The following is a 16455-nucleotide window of genomic DNA, read 5'->3' on the forward strand; positions in this document are numbered from 1 at the left end:
CGCTCGTCACTGCGCGTCGAGATCGGTCTCGAGCAGGGTGACCAGCTCGTGGAGAACACCCTCGTCCTCGGACTCCAGGACGACCTCCTCACCGTTCCCGACCCCCAGGGCCATCACCATGAGGATGCTCGAGGCGTCCATCGAGGGACCCCCCGGCTTGGCGATCGTGACCCGTGCGCCGGAAGCGGCGACGGCCTGGGTGAAGAGGGACGCCGGACGCGCGTGGAGACCCACGCGGGAGGCGATGACGACGGTGCGCTGCGACATGTCGATCCTTTCCGGTTGTGCATGACGAAGGCGGCTCGGGCGAGCGCGCCTTCTCGGTGATGTCCCGCGTCAAGCAGACGGCAGGTTCTGGGGCTCGGGAGAGTTGTGGGTGGCGGCCTCGGCCAGGGCCGGCTGGACGGCGGCGATCGTGGGCTGCGCGACCGCTGTCACGCCCGACGCCCGACGCCCCGAGCTGCCGGCTGGGTATCGGAATCCTCACGTGCGCCTCGGCGCCACGCACGAGGCCCGGGACCGAGGTCGGTCCCGGACCTCGTGTACGACTCCCCGTCAGGCCCAGTGGGCGAGCAGGTAGCGTTCGGCTTCGAGGTTCCACACGTTGTTGTTGGCCTCGCAGATGTCCGCCAGGCCCGCGAAACGGGGGTCCCGATCGGCGTGAGCGCGAAGCTCGTCGATCGCGACGAGCGGCAGGTGGACGTGGGGGTAGAACAGCTTCTTCCCGCCAGGGATGGAGGGAAAGTCCTTCAGCGTCGGAGGCACCGCGTCGATACCACCGACGTGGGTGACCATGAACGACGGATTGAGCTTCCCCGCCGCCGACATCGCCAGCGACTCCTGCATGTCCCCGGACGATCCACCGGACGTGCCCACGAGGTGAGTCCGCTCGTAGTGGACGTTGTAGAAGTTGATCGAGGCGGAGAACGACTTGTCCGTCGGGCCGGCGAAGAAGTTGAGACAGCCGTCGACGCCCAGCAGCTTGTCCGCGGTCTCGATCAGGCCGCGGTCGGGAACGAGCACCATGACATCGTCATAGCCCTGCCCCCCTGAGACAGCCCTGACCGCCGCCACCTCGTCGTCGACCTTGCTCGTGTTCATGTAGACGAGTCGCCGGTCCGTCCCGTCCAGCACCGACGGCGGGATGAGGCTCGCAGCCCGGTCCAGCCGGGCCTGGTCGAGATCCGTGACGATGATGAGCTTCGGCTGATAGGGGCCGTTGATCGCGTAGTCGATCGCTCCGATGCCCATCGGCCCGGCAGCTCCCAGGAGCGCGAGCTTCCCACCCTTCTTGATGCCCATCTCGTACTCGTAGACGAAGGGGGTCGTGTGGTAGCTGGCGTGGAACGCGCCGATGATGCAGGACATCGGCTCCGCCAGGGATGCGTCGGCGAAGTACTCCTCCTCGTAGGCGAGGATTCCTCCCTTCTCGATCGCGACCTCGGGGATGATCGTGTAGGTGGCGTCCCCTCCGTAGTGCGGGTAGCTGTAGCCCGGGGAATACCCTGACGGGAGTCCCATCGCCGGCTGAACGGCGATCACCTGACCCTTGTGGTAGCGGTCCTTGTAGTTCTCGCCGACCTCTTCGATGACTCCGGCGAACTCGTGGCCCGTCATGACCGGCGTCTCGTCGAGGCCATCCGGTACACGCTTGTGACTGGAGCCGAGTGTCATGGCCTTGTAGGTCGAGTAGCACATGCTGCTGCTGACAACCTTCATGAGCACCTCTGAGGCGCCCAGTGGAGGCAGTTCAGTCGTCATGACCTCACACTGACCGGCTCCCGTGATGTACGCGGCCTCGGTCTTCACAGCGAATCTCCGTCGCTCCCGGACTGCTCCTGGATCCGTGCGAACAGCTGGTCCAGGGCGCTGTCGCCCAGGAAGTTGTCGATCGCGACGATCTCGATGTCTCCGTGAGCACGCTGCGTCCGCTCAGCGAGGTTCTTGTGGGTGACGACGACGTCCGCGTCACCAGGGATCTTCTCGATGGCGGTGTTCGTGACCTCGACCGGGATGCCTGCCCCCGCCAGCTTCTTCCGGAACAGGCTCGCGCCCATGGTGCTGCTCCCCATCCCGGCGTCGCACGCGAACACGACCTTCTTGATCCTCACAGCCACAGCCGATGCCTGGGCCGGGACAGCCGGAGCCGAGGTGCCACCCGCGAGACCGGCACTGAGGACGTCCTTGCCCTCCTGCTTCAGGGCGCTGGTGCGGGCCTTGGCCTCGGCAAGCTCGGCCTCGAGCTCGTGATCCTCCTTGGCGGCGTCCTGCTTCTGGGTCAGCCGCAAGAGGAACGCGTTGACCAGGAACGAGACGGTCGTGGCGACCAGGACGGCAGCGATCGTGCCGACGAAGCCGCCGCGCGGGGTGAGCAGGAGGTAGGCGAAGATCGAGCCCGGGGACGGGCCTGCGACCAGGCCGGCGTCGAAGAGCTGAGCGGTCGCGATGCCGGAAGCTGCGCCCAGGATCATCCCGATGAGGGTGATCGGCCTGGCGAAGACGTACGGGAAGTAGATCTCGTGGATGCCACCGAAGAAGTGGATGATGATCGCCGCCGGGGCGGTCTGCCGCATGACCTTGGAACCGCTGAAGAACGTGTAGGCCAGCAGCAGGCCCAGGCCGGGACCGGGGTTGGAGGCAACCATGAAGAAGATCGACTTGCCGGCCTCGACCGACTGCTGCATACCGAGCGGGTAGTAGATCCCCTGGTCGATCACGTTGTTGAGGAACAGCACCTTGGCGGGCTCGTTGAGCAGGGCCAGGATCGGTGTGAAGCCGGTCGCCAGCAGGGCGTCCACCGCCGCTGTCAGCCCCTCGTTGATCGCCAGGACGGCCGGGCCGATGACCTTGAACGACAAGATCGCCAGACCGAACCCGAGGATGCCCAGGCCGAAGTTGTTGACGATCATCTCGAAGCCCGGACGGATCTTGGGCTGGATGTAGGAGTCCCACTTCTTGACGATCAACGCGCTCAACGGGCCCATGAGCATCGCCCCGAGGAACATCGGGATGTCCGAACCGACGATCAGACCGATCGTGCCGATCGTGCCGGCGACCCCACCACGCTGGCCATGAACCAGGTGACCACCGGTGTAGGCCAGCAGTAGCGGCAGCAGGTAGATGATCATCGGCCCGACGAGGCTTCCCAGCTCCTCGTTCGGCAGCCAACCTGTCGGGATGAACAGTGCGGTGATGAAGCCCCACGCGATGAAGGCGCCCATGTTCGGGATCACCATCCCGGTGAGGAATCCGCCTCCCGCCTGGAGCTTCGCGCGGAAGCTCGCCGTCGGCTGACTCATGATGTCTTCCTTTCGTGAAGTGACCCGTTGACGTCCATCGTCAACAGAAGATCGACCGAATCGAGATCCGACCCGGACAGTGTTCGCTCGACGTTCGGCCCGTCGCTGCGCCGGTAGAAGGCCTCCGCGTCCGCGCGGCTCAGCCCGCCGGCCACCTTTCGGCTCACCAGGCGCTCCTGCAACAAGTCGCTCGGGGCCTCGATGAAGATCGTCCGCTCGGCATGCCGACGCAGACCGCTCCAGGGCTCCTCGTCCAGAAGCAGCCAGTTGCCCTCCAGTAGGACGTGGTGCGCCGTGACGAGGTCACTGCCCTCCACCACGTCGTGGAGCCGCCGGTCGTAGGACGGCCAGCGCACGTCCTCGGTGTAGGAACGGGTCAGCAGACGCTCCAGGCCCGCCACGTCGAAGGTCTCCGGGGCTCCCTTGATCGACGCGAGCGGAACCTCCCGCCCGTCGTCCGTGCGGATGCTCCTCGCTCGGAGAACCTCCTGGGGGTAGTGGAACCCGTCGATCCCCAGGCACTGCAGCTCACCGCCGACGGCCCGCTCGAGCAGCATGGCGGTCGTTGATTTCCCCGTGCCCGGAGGTGCGGCCAGGAAGGCGTAGTGACGACCGGCGCCGCGGGTCTGCGCAATCCACTCCCGCAGCAGCGGAGCGAGCAGGTCCTCGATACCGTGCCGGTCGTAGAAGATCTCCTGCTCGAGCCCGTTCACGGCGATCTTCATGTCAGCTCGGGTTCACCATCTGCAGGACCCGGCCACTGTCGTTCGTGGTCACGAGCTCCTGGAAGGAAGCCTCGTCCACGAGCACCTCCGCGAGGCGCGTCAGAAGGTCAAGGTGCCCGGAGGAGTCTGCGGCGGCCAGGGTGAAGAAGAGCCTCACGGGGACGCCGGCGCCATCTCCGAGGGCGACGTCCTCGCTCGTCGTGATCAGACTGAGGCCGGTGCCGAGCGCGCCTTCCTCGGGGCGTGCGTGCGCAAGGAGGACTCTCGGGGCGATGACCATGTAGTTCCCGTTGCGCTCGAAGCTCGCGAAGATCGCCTCGACGTAGTCGGCAGAGACGATCCCGTCACGCTCGAGGAGGGCGGCACTCTGACGAACCAGGTCGCTCCAGGGTGCGGGCCGTGCTTGAAGGATCAGCCGTGATGTCGTCAGCAGCTCCATCGATGCTCCTCTCTCAGATGAGCAGCCATTGCTCATACGAGCAGACTAGAACCGGTAGGCGCTCCGGTCAAGGGGTGTCGACACGCACATCACCCACGCGTCCTTGTGCGTCGCCGGGCGCGGGCGCGGGCGCTGTCGGCCCCTGGCGCGGGGCACCCGGTCACCTCCGCGGCCGAGCGAGGCAAGCTGGCGGGGTCTCAGCCAGCCCCACAGCACAGGCAGCCATCCGCGCGGTCATACCGCTGTTCGCTCGGTCGGCGGTGCCAGGCCCGTGGAGCCCACGCCGTGGACCCCAGCCCGAACCGACCACCGGCCGACCCGATCTGCAACGATCACCCCATGAGCGACCTCCCGAACCCCGGCGGCACCGCCGTGCGCCTGTCCGCCGGCCGCTACGAGGCCGTTGTCCACACCGTCGGCGCGGCGCTGGCGCGGCTGACCCTGGATGGCACCGACCTCGTGCTGCCCGTGGCGGACGACGAGCTCGCGCCCTCCTACGCCGGGAAGACGCTCGTCCCGTGGCCCAACCGGATCGTCGGCGGCACCTACTCCTTCGCCGGCCAGGACCACGAGGTCCCCGTCAACGAGCACGCCACCGGCTGCGCCCTGCACGGCCTCATGTGCTTCACCGACTACGCCGTGGTCTCGTCCTCCCGAGCCGAGGTGGCGCTTGCCGCCGACGTCCTCCCGCGCTACGGCTACCCGTTCCACCTGCGCTCGGAGGTCACCTACCGGCTGAGTGACGGCGGCCTCGAGGTGACCATCGCCGCGACGAACGTCGGCGGCGCGGCGGCCCCGTACGGCGCCTCGTCCCACCCCTACCTCACGTGCGGTCTGGAGCCGGTGGACGGCTGCACGCTCGACGTGCCCGCGGCCCGGGTCCTCACGGTCGACGAACGGCTGCACCCGGTGGCGCTCGCCGCCGTCGAGGACGAGGACCTCGACTACCGCGGCGGCCGCGTGCTCGGTGCCGCGCAGGTCGACCACGCCTACACCGGCGTCCCCCCAGGGCAGTGGGAGGTCAGCCTCACCAGCCCCGACGGCACGGTCGTGAGCCGGCTGCGCGCCGACGCGCCCTGGCTGCAGGTCTACTCCGGTGACCTCGTGGGCCGGGTGGCAGTCGCCGTCGAGCCGATGACGTGCCCGCCGGACGCGTTCAGCTCGGGGACCGACGTCGTCGTCCTCGAGCCCGGCGCGAGCCACCGGCTCACGTTCACCATCGACGGCGAGGTCAGCCCGCGCTGAGTCGCGGCCGGCGCTCGGGGCGCCGGCCTCAGGGCCGGTGCGCGAACGTCTCCAGGAGGTTCGTGTCGCCGCTGACGATGAGCAGGTCGTCCCCGCCGATCCGGGTGGCCGGTGTGGCGTACTCGAACGGCTCGCCGGGGGGCTTGACGCCGATGACCGTCACGCCGTACTTCTCCCGGATGCGCGACTCGGAGAGGGTGAACCCGTGGGTCTCCCGGGGCGGGCGCATCTTGACGATGGTGAACCCGTCCTCCATCTCGATGTAGTCCAGCATCCGCCCGGAGACCATGTGCGCCACACGCTGGCCGGCGTCGTACTCGGGGTAGACCACGTGGTGCGCGCCGATGCGCCGCAGGATCCGGCCGTGCTCGGCGCTGACCGCCTTGGCCCAGATCTGCGGCATCTTGAGGTCCACGAGGTTGGCGGTGATGAGCACCGAGGCCTCGAGCGAGGTGCCCACGCCCACGACGGCGACCGGGAACTCCTCAGCCCCGAGCTGCTGCAGGGCCTCGGGGTTGGAGGCGTCGGCCTCGACCAGGGGCAGGCGGCTGGACCACTGCTGGACGAGGGCGGCGTCCTTCTCGACGGCGAGGACCTCGCGGCCGAGCCGGTCGAGCGTAGCGGCGAGCGCGGCACCGAACCGGCCGAGCCCGATGACGAGCACGCCGGAGTCCCGGGACTGCTCCTTGGCCATGACTTCCTTCTTTCCTTGTGCTGCGGGCCACCCGGCTCGTGCTTCGGGCGGCCGGCCCGCCGGGGCGCTCAGCCGATGATCGGCCGCTCGTTGGGCATGCGGATGACGCGGCGCCGCTCCCGCAGGGCGAGGGCCGCCGCCACGGTCATGGTGCCGGTTCGGCCGGCGAACATCAGCGCGGAGAGCAGGTACTTGCCGCTGTCGGGCAGGTTCGGGGTGAGGCCGGTGCTCAGCCCCACGGTCGCGAAGGCGGAGATCACCTCGAAGAGGATGACGTCCAGGCGCATGTTCGTCAGCATGAGCAGGGCGAGCGTGGAGATCCCGACCAGGCTCGCGCCGATGAACGCCACCGACACTGCCAGCCGGACGGTGGACGAGCCCACCCGGCGCCCGAAGGCCTCGATGTCACGGTCGCCGCGGGCCTCGGCCACGATCGCGAGGACCAGCACCGCGAACGTGGAGACCTTGATGCCACCGGCTGTCGACGCCGAGCCGCCCCCGACGAACATCAAGGCGTCGAGCAGGAACCATGTCGCCTCGCGCATCTCCCCGACGTCGACCGTGGAGAGCCCCGAGGAGCGGGGGGTGATCCCGTGGACGAGGCTGGCGAGGATCTTCTCGCTGAGGGAGAGCGGCCCGAAGGTCCTGTCGTTGGTCCACTCGAACACCGCGATCGCCAGGACGCCACCGACGAACAGGGCCGCGTAGGTGACGAGGGTGAGCTTGGTGTGCAGGCTCCACCGCCGTGGCGTGCGCCGGGCCCGCCAGACGTTGAGGATCACGGGGAAGCCGACGGCGCCGACGAACGTGCCGACGACGATGGGCAGGCCGATCCACCAGTCGCCGACGAAGGGCGCGAGCCCGCCCTCGAGGACGACGAAGCCGGCGTTGTTGAAGATGCTCAGGGCCATGAAGAGCCCGTGCCACAGGGCCGCCGGGACGGACTCGCCGAGGGTGAGGAACCGGGGCACCAGGATGATCGTGAGGATGGCCTCGACGACGAGCGAGGCGACGATGACGGCCCGGACGAGGGAGCCGACCTCACCGAGCCGGGCGGTCTTGGTCTCCGACGCCGCGAGCATCCGCTGGGTCAGGCCGATCCGCCGCGAGACCGCCAGGCCGAGGATCGAGGCCAGGGTCATCACGCCGAGGCCACCGATCTTGATGCCCACCAGCAGCACGGCCTGGCCGAAGCCGGACCAGTACGTCGCGGTGTCCACCGTGACCAGACCGGTGACGCACACCGCGGAGGTGGCGTTGAACAGCGCGTCGGCGAAGGGCGCGCGATCGCCCGACGCCGTGGCGATCGGCAGCGAGAGCAGCGCGGTCTCGATGGCGATGATCGACGCGAAGACGAGCAGGGCCAGCCTGGCGGGGGAGCTGCGGGCGATGTGGTCGACCCAGTCCCGGCCGGTCGCGAGGAACCCGGGGATCGCCGAATCGCGCACCGAACCCGCCCTGCGCACCAGCCCTCCCTCACCCGTGGTGGAGCCACCTTGGCACATCGGCGCCCGGTGTACCTGCCGCACCCGCCGGTCCCGGCACGTGCCCGCTACCGTGTGGCCATGCCCACCGACGCGCTGCTGGTCTGGTCCGAAGACCTCGTCAGCTACGACTTCGGCGTCGGTCATCCCATGACCCCCGTGCGCCTGCGGCTGACGCACGACCTCCTCGCCGACCTGGGCGTCCTCACGTGGCCCGGGCTCCGGGTCCTCCCCGCACCCGTGGCCGACGACGAGGACCTGTTGCTCGTCCACACCGAGGACTACGTCGCCGACGTCCGCGCCGCGGAGGCCGACGGCCTGCCGCGGCCCGAGCGGGGCATCGGCGACGGCGACACGCCGGTCTTCGGGCACCTCCACTCCGCCTCGGCCCGGATTGTGGGCTCGACCGTGACCGCCGCGCGCGAGGTGTGGGAGGGCAGGGCGGCCCGGGCGGTGAGCATCGCCGGAGGTATGCACCACGCGATGCCCGGGCGCGCCTCCGGCTTCTGCGTCTACAACGACGTGGCGGTGGCGATCGCGTGGCTGCTCGACCACGGCGCGCGGAAGGTCGCCTATGTCGACCTCGACGCGCACCACGGCGACGGCGTCGAGCGGACGTTCTGGGACGACCCGCGGGTCCTGACGATCTCGGTCCACCAGCACCCCGGCTCGCTCTTCCCCGGCACCGGGTACGCGCAGGACACCGGCTCACCCCAGGCGCGGGGCACCGCCGTCAACGTCGCGCTGCCGGAGGGGACCGCCGGACCGGCCTGGCTGCGCGCCGTCGAGGCGGTCGCCGAGCCGCTGGTGCGCGAGTTCGAGCCCGACGTCCTGGTGAGCCAGCACGGGTGCGACTGCCACGGGTCGGACCCGCTCGCCGGACTCGACGTCTCCGTCGACGCCCAGCGGGCGGCGGCCCTCCTCCTCGCCGACCTCGCCGAGCGCCACGCCGGCGGGCGGTGGGTCGCCACCGGGGGCGGCGGGTACGAGGTGGTCGGGGTGGTGCCCCGGGCGTGGAGCCACCTCGTCGCCGTCGTGGCCGGTCAGCCGCTGGACCCGGGCACTCCTGTCCCGGCGTCGTGGCGAGCACGGGTGGAGGACCTCACCGGCGAGGGCTCCCCGGCGATGATGTCCGACGGCGACGAGGTCAGGCTCCGCCCGTTCGCCGAGGGGTTCAACCCCGACGACCCCGTCGACCGGGCGATCATGGCCACCCGGCAGGCCGTCTTCCCCTGGCACGGGCTCGACCCGATCACCTCCTGACGCCGCGCGCCGACGACGACACCGTTGCCGCTGGCCGATGACGACGACGCCGTTGCCGCCTCCGCCGACGACACGCTTGCGCCCGGCCGCCGACCTGGCGGACCCGTCTGACGCCGAGCCCGGCCGCCGTGCCACGGCTGTGGCCGCTGTGACGGCAGTGAAAATGACCATACGATGTCCCCGCCGCCCCTGTCCTGCGGGGCACGCGATCCTCAGGTGCGGCGATTCGTTTCCGTGCGGCGCGATCTGGCCCTATATTTCGTCGGTAGGCAGCCGCCGTGGGCGGCCCAGACGACGGACGGGTGAGCATGGGCGAGCAGATGGGGGCACCGCGGTTCCTCACCGTCGCCGAGGTGGCCGAGCTCATGCGCGTGTCGAAGATGACGGTGTACCGCATGGTCCACGCGGGCGAGCTGCCGGCCGTGCGGATGGGCCGTTCCTTCCGCGTCCCGCAGGCGGCGGTCGAGAACATCATCGCCGAGGGTCTGGGCGACTGGGGCCAGGAGAGCGCCCAGAGCCGTTGAGGCACCGGTGCGCGAGCCGCTGAGCCACCGGTAGCGGCGACCGCCCGCGTTGCGGGTAGACTCGCCCTGTTCTGCGCGCGGCCGGTCCGGCCGCGCGCGCCCGTGTCCCGCTCGATCAGCACCTGCGAGGTCCCCTATGGGTTCTGTCATCAAGAAGCGCCGCAAGCGCATGTCGAAGAAGAAGCACCGCAAGCTGCTTCGCAAGACCCGTCACCAGCGTCGCAACAAGAAGTGACGTCCCGGCGCTGACGCGCCCGCGATCCCAGGCCCGACCGTCCACGGTCGGGCCTGCGTCGTCCCCGGACGTCTCCCGCGGGCCCGGCGGCCCCGGACCGGCCTCGTCACCTGCGGGCCGCCTGCGTGGCAGTGCCGGTCAGCCCCGCACGCGCCGCAGGCCGGCCCGGACGACGGCGGTGACCGCCCAGACCGTCCCCGCCCAGCTCGCCGACCTGGCGCCGGTGCGGAGGTCCTGCTTCATCGACCGCCGACGTCGGGCGAAGTCGCGCACCGGCCAGCCCTCCTCGGCGGCGCGCAGCCGCAGCCGTGGCTCGGGGTTGATCGCCACCGGGTGCCCGACCGCCGAGAGCAGCGCGGCGTCGTTGATGGAGTCCCCGTAGGCGTAGCAGCGCGCGAGGTCCAGGCCCCGCTCGGCGACCAGGGCCCGCACGGCCACCTCCTTGCCGGTGCCGTGGAGCATCGTGCCGTCGAGCTCGCCGGTGTAGAAGCCATCCTTGCTGGCCGCGCGGGTGCCCAGCGCGCCGGTGGCGCCGAGCCGCCGGGCGATGAGGTCGGAGATCTCCGTCGGGGTGGCGGTGATGAGCCAGACCTCGTGACCGGCACCGAGGTGGCCGTCGATGAGCGCCCTGGTCGCCGGGAAGACCCGGGAGTCGAGCACCTCGTCGTAGACCTCCTCGCCGATCGAGATGATCTCGGCGACGGAGTGCCCGCGCATGATCCGCAGCGCGCGGGCCTTGATCCGGGCGATCCGGGTGAGGCTCTCGCCGCGCACCATGAAGGCGACGGACTGCCGGGCGAAGAACAAGATGTCGCGCACACCGAAGAAGCCGCGCCGGTGGAGCTCGCGGGCGAGGTGGTAGGCGCTGGCCCCGCGGATGACGGTGTTGTCGACGTCGAAGAACGCCGCCGCGCCGGTGTGAGGGGGCTGGGACACCTCGGCAGCCTACGACGTAGGGTCGCAGCCATGGACGACGTCAGGGATCCGCGACCGCGTGTGGTGCTCTACGGGCGGGTGGGCTGCCACCTGTGCCACGACGCCCGCTCGGCGCTCGAGCAGGTCGCCGCGCAGAGCGGCGAGCGTTTTGCCGAGGTGGACATCGACACCGACCCCGCGTTGCGCGAGCGCTACAGCGACCTCGTCCCGGTCGTCACCGTCGACGGGACCGAGCAGGGGCACTGGCACATCGACCCGGCCCGGGTCCTGGCGGCGCTGAACCGCTGAACCGCCCGGACGGCGCCGGACGATACGACGGCGCGGGGACGACGACGACGGCGGCGCCGAGGCGCCGCCGTCGCGGTGAACGGTCCGGGAGGACCGGCGCCGACCCGGCAGCGGGCTGCCAGGAGGGCGAGGGTCAGGCGTTGGCGTCGACCTGCGCGGGCACGGCCGCGACCTCGAGGCTGATCTTGACCTTGTCGCCGACGAGGAAGCCGCCGGTCTCCATGGCCGCGTTCCAGGTGAGGCCGAAGTCCTTGCGAGAGATCTCGGTCTCGGCGGAGAAGCCGATGCGCGGGGTGCCGAAGGCGTCCACGACGGAGCCGTTGAACTCGGTGGCGAGCTCGACGGGCTTGGTCACCCCGTTGATGGTGAGGTCGCCCTTGACGACGAAGTCCTCGCCCGAGCCCTCGACCGCGGTGGAGACGAAGGTCCAGGTGGGCTTGCTCTCGGCGTCCCAGAAGTCGGCGGAGCGGAGGTGGCCGTCGCGGTTGGCGTCGCCGGTGTTGATGGAGGCGGCGTCGATGGTGACGGTCACGGTGGAGGCGGTGAAGGGCTCCGCCACGACGACCTGGCCCTCGAAGCGCTCGAACTTGCCGCGCACCTTGGAGATGCCGGCGTGCCGGACGGTGAAGGCGACGTCGCTGTGGGACTGGTCGATGGTGTAGGTGCCGCTGGGAACCGTGCTCATGGAGCTCTCCTCGGGTGGGGCGAAGTAGTTGACATTTGAACTATATACTGAGGGGGTGGGGACGGCGCAAGGGCTGTCCCGACGCATGGACGGCGAGCGCGGCCACAGCGGTCGCCACACGTGACCACGACGGCCCGCGGCCCACGCGCGAGAGCCCCGGAAGTACGCGTGTCCACGGCGGCACCGCGGCACACGCATGCCGGCGGCACCGCCCTCTGCCGTCCCGCTCAGCCCCGTGCCAGACTTGACCAGGCGCTCATCGTGCCGAGGAGGATGACCCATGCCAGCCCTGACCGAGCCCCGCTGGCTCGACGCCGACCAGCAGCGCAGCTGGCGTGCCCTGCTCCGCGGCTCCGCGAAGCTCTTCGAGGACCTCAACCACGACCTCGAGCGCGACTCCGGGCTGTCGCTCAACGAGTACGAGGTGCTGGTGCGCCTGTCCGAGGCCGACGGTCGGACCATGCGGATGTCGGCCCTGGCGGCGGACCTGGTGCACTCGCGCTCGCGGCTCACCCACACCATCCGGCGCATGGAGTCGGACGGGCTGGTCGAGCGCAGCACGTGCGCCATGGACCGCCGGGGCGTGAACTGCACGATGACCCTGGCCGGCTTCGCGCGCCTCGAGGCGGCCGCTCCCCACCACGTCGAGTCCGTGCGTGAGCGGCTGGTCGACCGGATCACCCCGGCCCAGATGCGTGAGCTGGGCGTGATCATGGCCGTGCTCGCCGAGGACGCCGGCTCGGGCGAGAGTGCGCCGGACGGCCGTGACGCCGACGCGCGGTCCGAGCGCATCGCCTCCTGAGCGCCGCCGTGCACGGACCGCGCCGCCGTGCACGGACCGCGCCCAGGATTTGCGACACTAGGGGCATGCAGCGAACGACCGTCCACCTCATGCGCCACGGCGAGGTGCACAACCCGCACGGGATCCTCTACGGGCGCCAGCCGGGCTACCGGCTCTCCGACCGCGGCCAGGAGATGGTGCGGCGGGTCGCCGACGTCCTGCACGAGGGGGGCGCCGACGTGCGGACCGTCGTCGCCTCGCCGCTCCAGCGGGCCCAGGAGAGCGCCCGCCCGACCGCCGATGCCTACGGCCTCGACCTGGGCACCGACGACCGGCTCATCGAGGCCGGGAACCACTTCGAGGGCCTCGCGGTCAACCGCAACCGCGCGATGCTCGCCCACCCGCGCCACTGGCGCTACTACGTCAACCCGATGCGCCCGAGCTGGGGCGAGCCGTACACCGAGATCATCACGCGCATGAGCGCGGCGGTCTCGGCCGCGCTGACGACCGCGGCCGGCGGCGAGGCCGTCCTGGTCAGCCACCAGCTGCCCATCTGGACCATGCGCCGGTTCGTCGAGCGACTTCCCCTCGTGCACGACCCGCGGCGTCGCCAGTGCGCCCTCGCCTCCCTGACCTCCCTGGACTTCGACGGGCGCCGGCTGGTCGGCGTGCGTTACAGCGAGCCCGCCGGTGAGCTCCTCGTCGGAGCCACCGACATGGTCCCGGGCACCTCGGCCGCCGCGGAGAACGAGGGCGACGAGTGACGGCGCGCGCCCTGACCCGACGCGCCCTCCTCGGCGTGCTCGCCGCCGGGCTGCTCGCGGCGTGCGCGCCGGGCGGCTCGACGGGGGCTCCCGGCGGCGCGACCGACGCCGGCTACGTCGCGGGCGACGGGTCGTTCGCCACCTGGACGCCGGACGAGCGCGGCGACGCGGTCGAGCACACGGGGACCAGCTACTCCGGCGAGGAGGTCGACCTGGCCACCTGGCGAGGCGACGTCGTCGTCATGAACTTCTGGTACGCCGCCTGCCCGCCCTGCCGGAAGGAGGCGCCGGACCTCGTGGCGCTGCACGAGGACTACGCGGGCGAGGGGGTGCGGCTGCTCGGGGTCAACCCCCGCGACGATGCCGGCACCGCGCAGGCGTTCGAGCGCACCTTCGCCATCCCCTACCCCTCCCTCCACGACGAGGGCGCCCGCGCCGTCGCCGCCTTCGAGGGCGTGGTGCCGCTGCAGGCGATGCCCACCACGGTCGTCCTCGACCGCGACGGGCGGGTCGCCGCGCGCATCCTCGGCCAGGTCGACCCCGCGGTCCTGCGCGGGCTGGTCGACGACGTCCTCGCCGAGGTCGCCTGAGCCGGCGGTGTGGGAGCAGATCGCTGAGCTCTTCCAGCGGACGGTCGTGGACGGGTCGATGCTGGCGGCCCTGCCCGTCGCCGTGCTCGCCGGCCTGGTCTCCTTCGCGTCCCCGTGCGTGCTGCCGCTGCTGCCGGGCTACGTCGGCTACCTCGGCGGCATGGCCGGGGCGTCGACGCCCGGTGCCCGGGCGGGGCGCGGCAACGGCCGGCTGCTCGCCGGCGTCCTGCTCTTCGTCGCAGGCTTCACCGCCGTGTTCGTCCTGCTCTCCCTCGTCTTCTCCGTGGTGGGACTGGCGCTCGCGGCGCGGATGGACACGATCCTGCAGGTCATGGGCGTCGTCGTCATCGTCATGGGGCTGGCCTTCATGGGCCACCTCCCGATGCTGCAGAACGAGCGCCGCCCCCACGTCGCGCCTCGGGCGGGCCTGCTGGGCGCCCCCGTCCTCGGCGCCGTCTTCGGGCTGGGCTGGGCCCCGTGCATCGGCCCGACGCTCGCGGCCGTCCTGACCCTGTCCCTCGGTGGCGCGGACCCCGCGCGCGGCGTGGCGCTCGCCGTCGCGTACTGCCTGGGCCTGGGCATCCCCTTCGTCGCCCTCGCCATGGCCTTCTCACGCTCGGCGCGGCTCCTGGGCTTCCTCCGGCGTCACCGTCGAACCATCCAGCGCCTGGGCGGCGGCCTCCTGGTCCTGCTCGGCATCGCCCTGGTCACCGGCCTGTGGGGCGAGCTCACGGCCTACCTCCAGGGGCTGGTCGCCGACTTCGAGACGGTGGTGTGATGGTTCGCCAGCTCGACACGGACCCGACGAACCTCAGCTCCAAGGAGGGGCAGGGGCGCGAGCCCGCCGCCCGGGCGCCCGGCGGTGCGCCCGCGCAGACGGCGATCGGCGTGCGCGGGTGGCTGCGCTGGACGTGGCGCCAGCTCACGAGCATGCGGGTGGCGCTGCTGCTCCTGCTCCTCCTGGCGGTCGCGGCGGTGCCGGGCTCCCTCTTCCCGCAGGCCCCGCAGGATGCGGCGGCGGTGTCCGAGTACTACCTCGAGCACCCCGACCTCGCCCCGTGGCTGGACCGGCTCGGGTTCTTCGACGTCTACGCCTCGCCGTGGTTCGCGGCGGTGTACCTGCTGCTGTTCACGTCGCTCATCGGCTGCATCCTCCCCAGGGTCGCCGTGCACTGGCGGGCGCTGCGCTCGGCGCCCCCGCGGGTGCCGCGCAGCTTCTCCCGGTTCGACGTGCGGGCCGAGCGTGCGCTCGTCGAGGCGCCCGACGTCGTCGAGGGCAAGGTCCTCGCGGCGCTGAGGGGGCGCTACCGGGCGGTGGTGACCCCGGACGGGATCACCGCCGAGCGCGGCTACCTGCGCGAGAGCGGCAACCTGCTGTTCCACCTCTCCCTCGTCGGCATCCTGGTCTCGCTCGCCGCCGGCCAGCTCTACAGCTTCCGCGGGCAGGCGATCGTCGTCGAGGGGGAGTCCTTCGCCAACTCGGTCCTGGCCTACGACTCCTTCGAACCCGGGACCTTCTTCGACACCGACGACCTCGACCCGTTCACCCTCACCCTCGAGGACTTCAGCTCGACGTTCACCGTGGACGCCCAGGCCCGGGACTTCAACGCCCGGGTGCGTGTCGCCGAGCCCGACGGCACCGAGCGGACCGAGGACATCCAGGTCAACAGCCCCCTCGACGTCAACGGCGCGAACGTCTACCTCTCGGGCAACGGCTACGCCCCACGGATGACGGTGCGTGACGGCGCGGGCGAGCTCGCGTTCGACGGCACCGTGCCGTTCCTGCCGCAGGACGGCGTCTACACCTCCAAGGGCGTCATCAAGGTCCCGGACGTCACCGGCGGGCAGGAGCAGCTGGGCCTGACCGGGATGTTCCTGCCGACGGCGGTCCTGGACGAGGGCGGGGCGGGCGTGCGCTCGGTCCACCCCGACCCCAGCGCGCCGCTCATGGTGCTGACGCTGTGGGCGGGCGACCTCGGTCTGGACGACGGGGCCCCGCAGAACGTCTACGTCCTCGACACCGACGCCATGCGGCAGGTGTACGAGCCCGCGGAGGACGGTTCGGCCGGGTCCGCGGACGGCGGCCAGCGGCCCGTCACCATCTTCCTCGCACCCGGGGAGACGGTGGAGCTGCCCGAGGGGCTCGGGACGGTGACGTTCGAGTCGCTGCCGCGCTTCGCCGCGCTCGACCTGCGCTACGACCCCTCCCTCACCGCGCTGCTGGTGTCCTCCGTGCTGGCTATGGTCGGCCTGTTCGGGTCGCTGTTCGTCCCCCGTCGGCGCCTGTGGGTGCGGCTCGCTCCCGGCCCCGACGGCGGTACCGGGCTCTCGGCCGCGGCGCTCGCGCGCGGCGACGACCCGGGTCTGGCGGCGGACCTCGAACGGGTGCTCGGCGCCGTCGGGCCGCCCGCGGCCGTGCCGACCGGCAGACCCGGCAGGGCACGATGACGACGACGCCGCTCCCGCGTCCCGGTGGCACGGGTCCCCGTGCCGAGGAAGGACA

At 71.2% G+C, this 16455-nt stretch carries 19 protein-coding genes; 10 read left to right on the plus strand and 9 right to left on the minus strand.

Translation table 11 applies throughout. The annotated features are described in order from the left end of the window. Positions 1-6: 6 nt before the first annotated feature. The 5 genes from EDD32_RS09465 to EDD32_RS09485 form a co-directional block, all read right to left on the minus strand. On the minus strand, positions 7-267 hold the full coding sequence (locus EDD32_RS09465; protein WP_123916955.1) for an HPr family phosphocarrier protein: 261 nt from the start codon (positions 265-267) through the stop codon (positions 7-9). A gap of 288 nt (positions 268-555) precedes the next feature. After that, positions 556-1761, minus strand: a complete 1206-nt coding sequence (locus tag EDD32_RS09470; protein ID WP_123920414.1) for an alcohol dehydrogenase catalytic domain-containing protein — start codon at positions 1759-1761, stop codon at positions 556-558. A gap of 44 nt (positions 1762-1805) precedes the next feature. Then, positions 1806-3299, minus strand: a complete 1494-nt coding sequence (locus EDD32_RS09475) for a PTS mannitol transporter subunit IIBC (RefSeq protein WP_123916957.1) — start codon at positions 3297-3299, stop codon at positions 1806-1808. Continuing rightward, positions 3296-4024 (minus strand): nucleoside/nucleotide kinase family protein, encoded by a 729-nt coding sequence (locus tag EDD32_RS09480; RefSeq protein ID WP_123916959.1) that lies wholly within the window; start codon positions 4022-4024, stop codon positions 3296-3298. The genes EDD32_RS09475 and EDD32_RS09480 overlap by 4 nt, the downstream gene beginning before the upstream one ends. A 1-nt stretch (position 4025) precedes the next feature. Continuing rightward, a complete protein-coding gene (locus EDD32_RS09485; protein ID WP_170175263.1) occupies positions 4026-4463 on the minus strand; it encodes a PTS sugar transporter subunit IIA in 438 nt (145 codons plus the stop codon). A 339-nt stretch (positions 4464-4802) separates the two neighbouring features. Here EDD32_RS09485 and EDD32_RS09490 point away from each other — a divergent pair, with 339 nt between their 5' ends. After that, positions 4803-5708: an aldose-1-epimerase gene (locus EDD32_RS09490; RefSeq protein WP_123916963.1), complete on the plus strand. Its 906-nt coding sequence runs from the start codon at positions 4803-4805 to the stop codon at positions 5706-5708. A 28-nt stretch (positions 5709-5736) separates the two neighbouring features. On the opposite strand, the gene EDD32_RS09495 is transcribed toward EDD32_RS09490, so the two are convergent. Both EDD32_RS09495 and EDD32_RS09500 read right to left on the minus strand, forming a co-directional pair. After that, positions 5737-6402 (minus strand): potassium channel family protein, encoded by a 666-nt coding sequence (locus EDD32_RS09495; protein ID WP_123916965.1) that lies wholly within the window; start codon positions 6400-6402, stop codon positions 5737-5739. A 68-nt stretch (positions 6403-6470) separates the two neighbouring features. Next, entirely contained in the window at positions 6471-7907 is a 1437-nt protein-coding gene (locus EDD32_RS09500; RefSeq protein ID WP_211338785.1) for a potassium transporter TrkG, read from the minus strand. A 60-nt stretch (positions 7908-7967) separates the two neighbouring features. Here EDD32_RS09500 and EDD32_RS09505 point away from each other — a divergent pair, with 60 nt between their 5' ends. From EDD32_RS09505 to EDD32_RS09515, 3 genes are all read left to right on the plus strand, one after another. Continuing rightward, entirely contained in the window at positions 7968-9149 is a 1182-nt protein-coding gene (locus tag EDD32_RS09505; protein WP_123916969.1) for an acetoin utilization protein AcuC, read from the plus strand. A gap of 308 nt (positions 9150-9457) precedes the next feature. Further along, a complete protein-coding gene (locus EDD32_RS09510; protein ID WP_123920416.1) occupies positions 9458-9673 on the plus strand; it encodes a helix-turn-helix domain-containing protein in 216 nt (71 codons plus the stop codon). A gap of 136 nt (positions 9674-9809) precedes the next feature. Further along, positions 9810-9908 (plus strand): 30S ribosomal protein bS22, encoded by a 99-nt coding sequence (locus EDD32_RS09515; RefSeq protein ID WP_005504750.1) that lies wholly within the window; start codon positions 9810-9812, stop codon positions 9906-9908. A 138-nt stretch (positions 9909-10046) separates the two neighbouring features. Here EDD32_RS09515 and EDD32_RS09520 read toward each other — a convergent pair whose 3' ends face one another. Further along, positions 10047-10844: an HAD family hydrolase gene (locus EDD32_RS09520; protein ID WP_123916971.1), complete on the minus strand. Its 798-nt coding sequence runs from the start codon at positions 10842-10844 to the stop codon at positions 10047-10049. 30 nt (positions 10845-10874) lie between these two features. Between EDD32_RS09520 and EDD32_RS09525 the strand changes: the two genes are divergently transcribed. Next, entirely contained in the window at positions 10875-11132 is a 258-nt protein-coding gene (locus EDD32_RS09525) for a glutaredoxin family protein (RefSeq protein ID WP_123916973.1), read from the plus strand. Positions 11133-11265: 133 nt separating this feature from the next. Here EDD32_RS09525 and EDD32_RS09530 read toward each other — a convergent pair whose 3' ends face one another. Then, positions 11266-11817 carry a YceI family protein gene (locus tag EDD32_RS09530; protein WP_123916975.1) on the minus strand — a complete coding sequence of 184 codons (552 nt, stop codon included), beginning with the start codon at positions 11815-11817 and terminating at the stop codon, positions 11266-11268. A 280-nt stretch (positions 11818-12097) separates the two neighbouring features. Between EDD32_RS09530 and EDD32_RS09535 the strand changes: the two genes are divergently transcribed. The 5 genes from EDD32_RS09535 (at position 12098) to resB (ending at position 16400) form a co-directional block, all read left to right on the plus strand. Beyond that, positions 12098-12619, plus strand: a complete 522-nt coding sequence (locus EDD32_RS09535) for a MarR family winged helix-turn-helix transcriptional regulator (protein WP_123916977.1) — start codon at positions 12098-12100, stop codon at positions 12617-12619. A gap of 65 nt (positions 12620-12684) precedes the next feature. Beyond that, on the plus strand, positions 12685-13362 hold the full coding sequence (locus EDD32_RS09540) for a histidine phosphatase family protein (RefSeq protein ID WP_123916979.1): 678 nt from the start codon (positions 12685-12687) through the stop codon (positions 13360-13362). Next, positions 13359-13952 (plus strand): TlpA family protein disulfide reductase, encoded by a 594-nt coding sequence (locus EDD32_RS09545; protein WP_246006066.1) that lies wholly within the window; start codon positions 13359-13361, stop codon positions 13950-13952. The genes EDD32_RS09540 and EDD32_RS09545 overlap by 4 nt, the downstream gene beginning before the upstream one ends. Positions 13953-13959: 7 nt before the next feature. Beyond that, positions 13960-14730, plus strand: a complete 771-nt coding sequence (locus EDD32_RS09550; protein ID WP_342771400.1) for a cytochrome c biogenesis CcdA family protein — start codon at positions 13960-13962, stop codon at positions 14728-14730. Continuing rightward, positions 14730-16400 (plus strand): cytochrome c biogenesis protein ResB, encoded by a 1671-nt coding sequence (resB, locus tag EDD32_RS09555; protein ID WP_123916981.1) that lies wholly within the window; start codon positions 14730-14732, stop codon positions 16398-16400. Before EDD32_RS09550 ends, resB begins: the two co-directional genes overlap by 1 nt. The last annotated feature ends 55 nt before the right edge of the window (positions 16401-16455 follow it).

It is taken from the genome of Georgenia muralis (assembly GCF_003814705.1).
GTDB classification, from domain to species: domain Bacteria; phylum Actinomycetota; class Actinomycetes; order Actinomycetales; family Actinomycetaceae; genus Georgenia; species Georgenia muralis.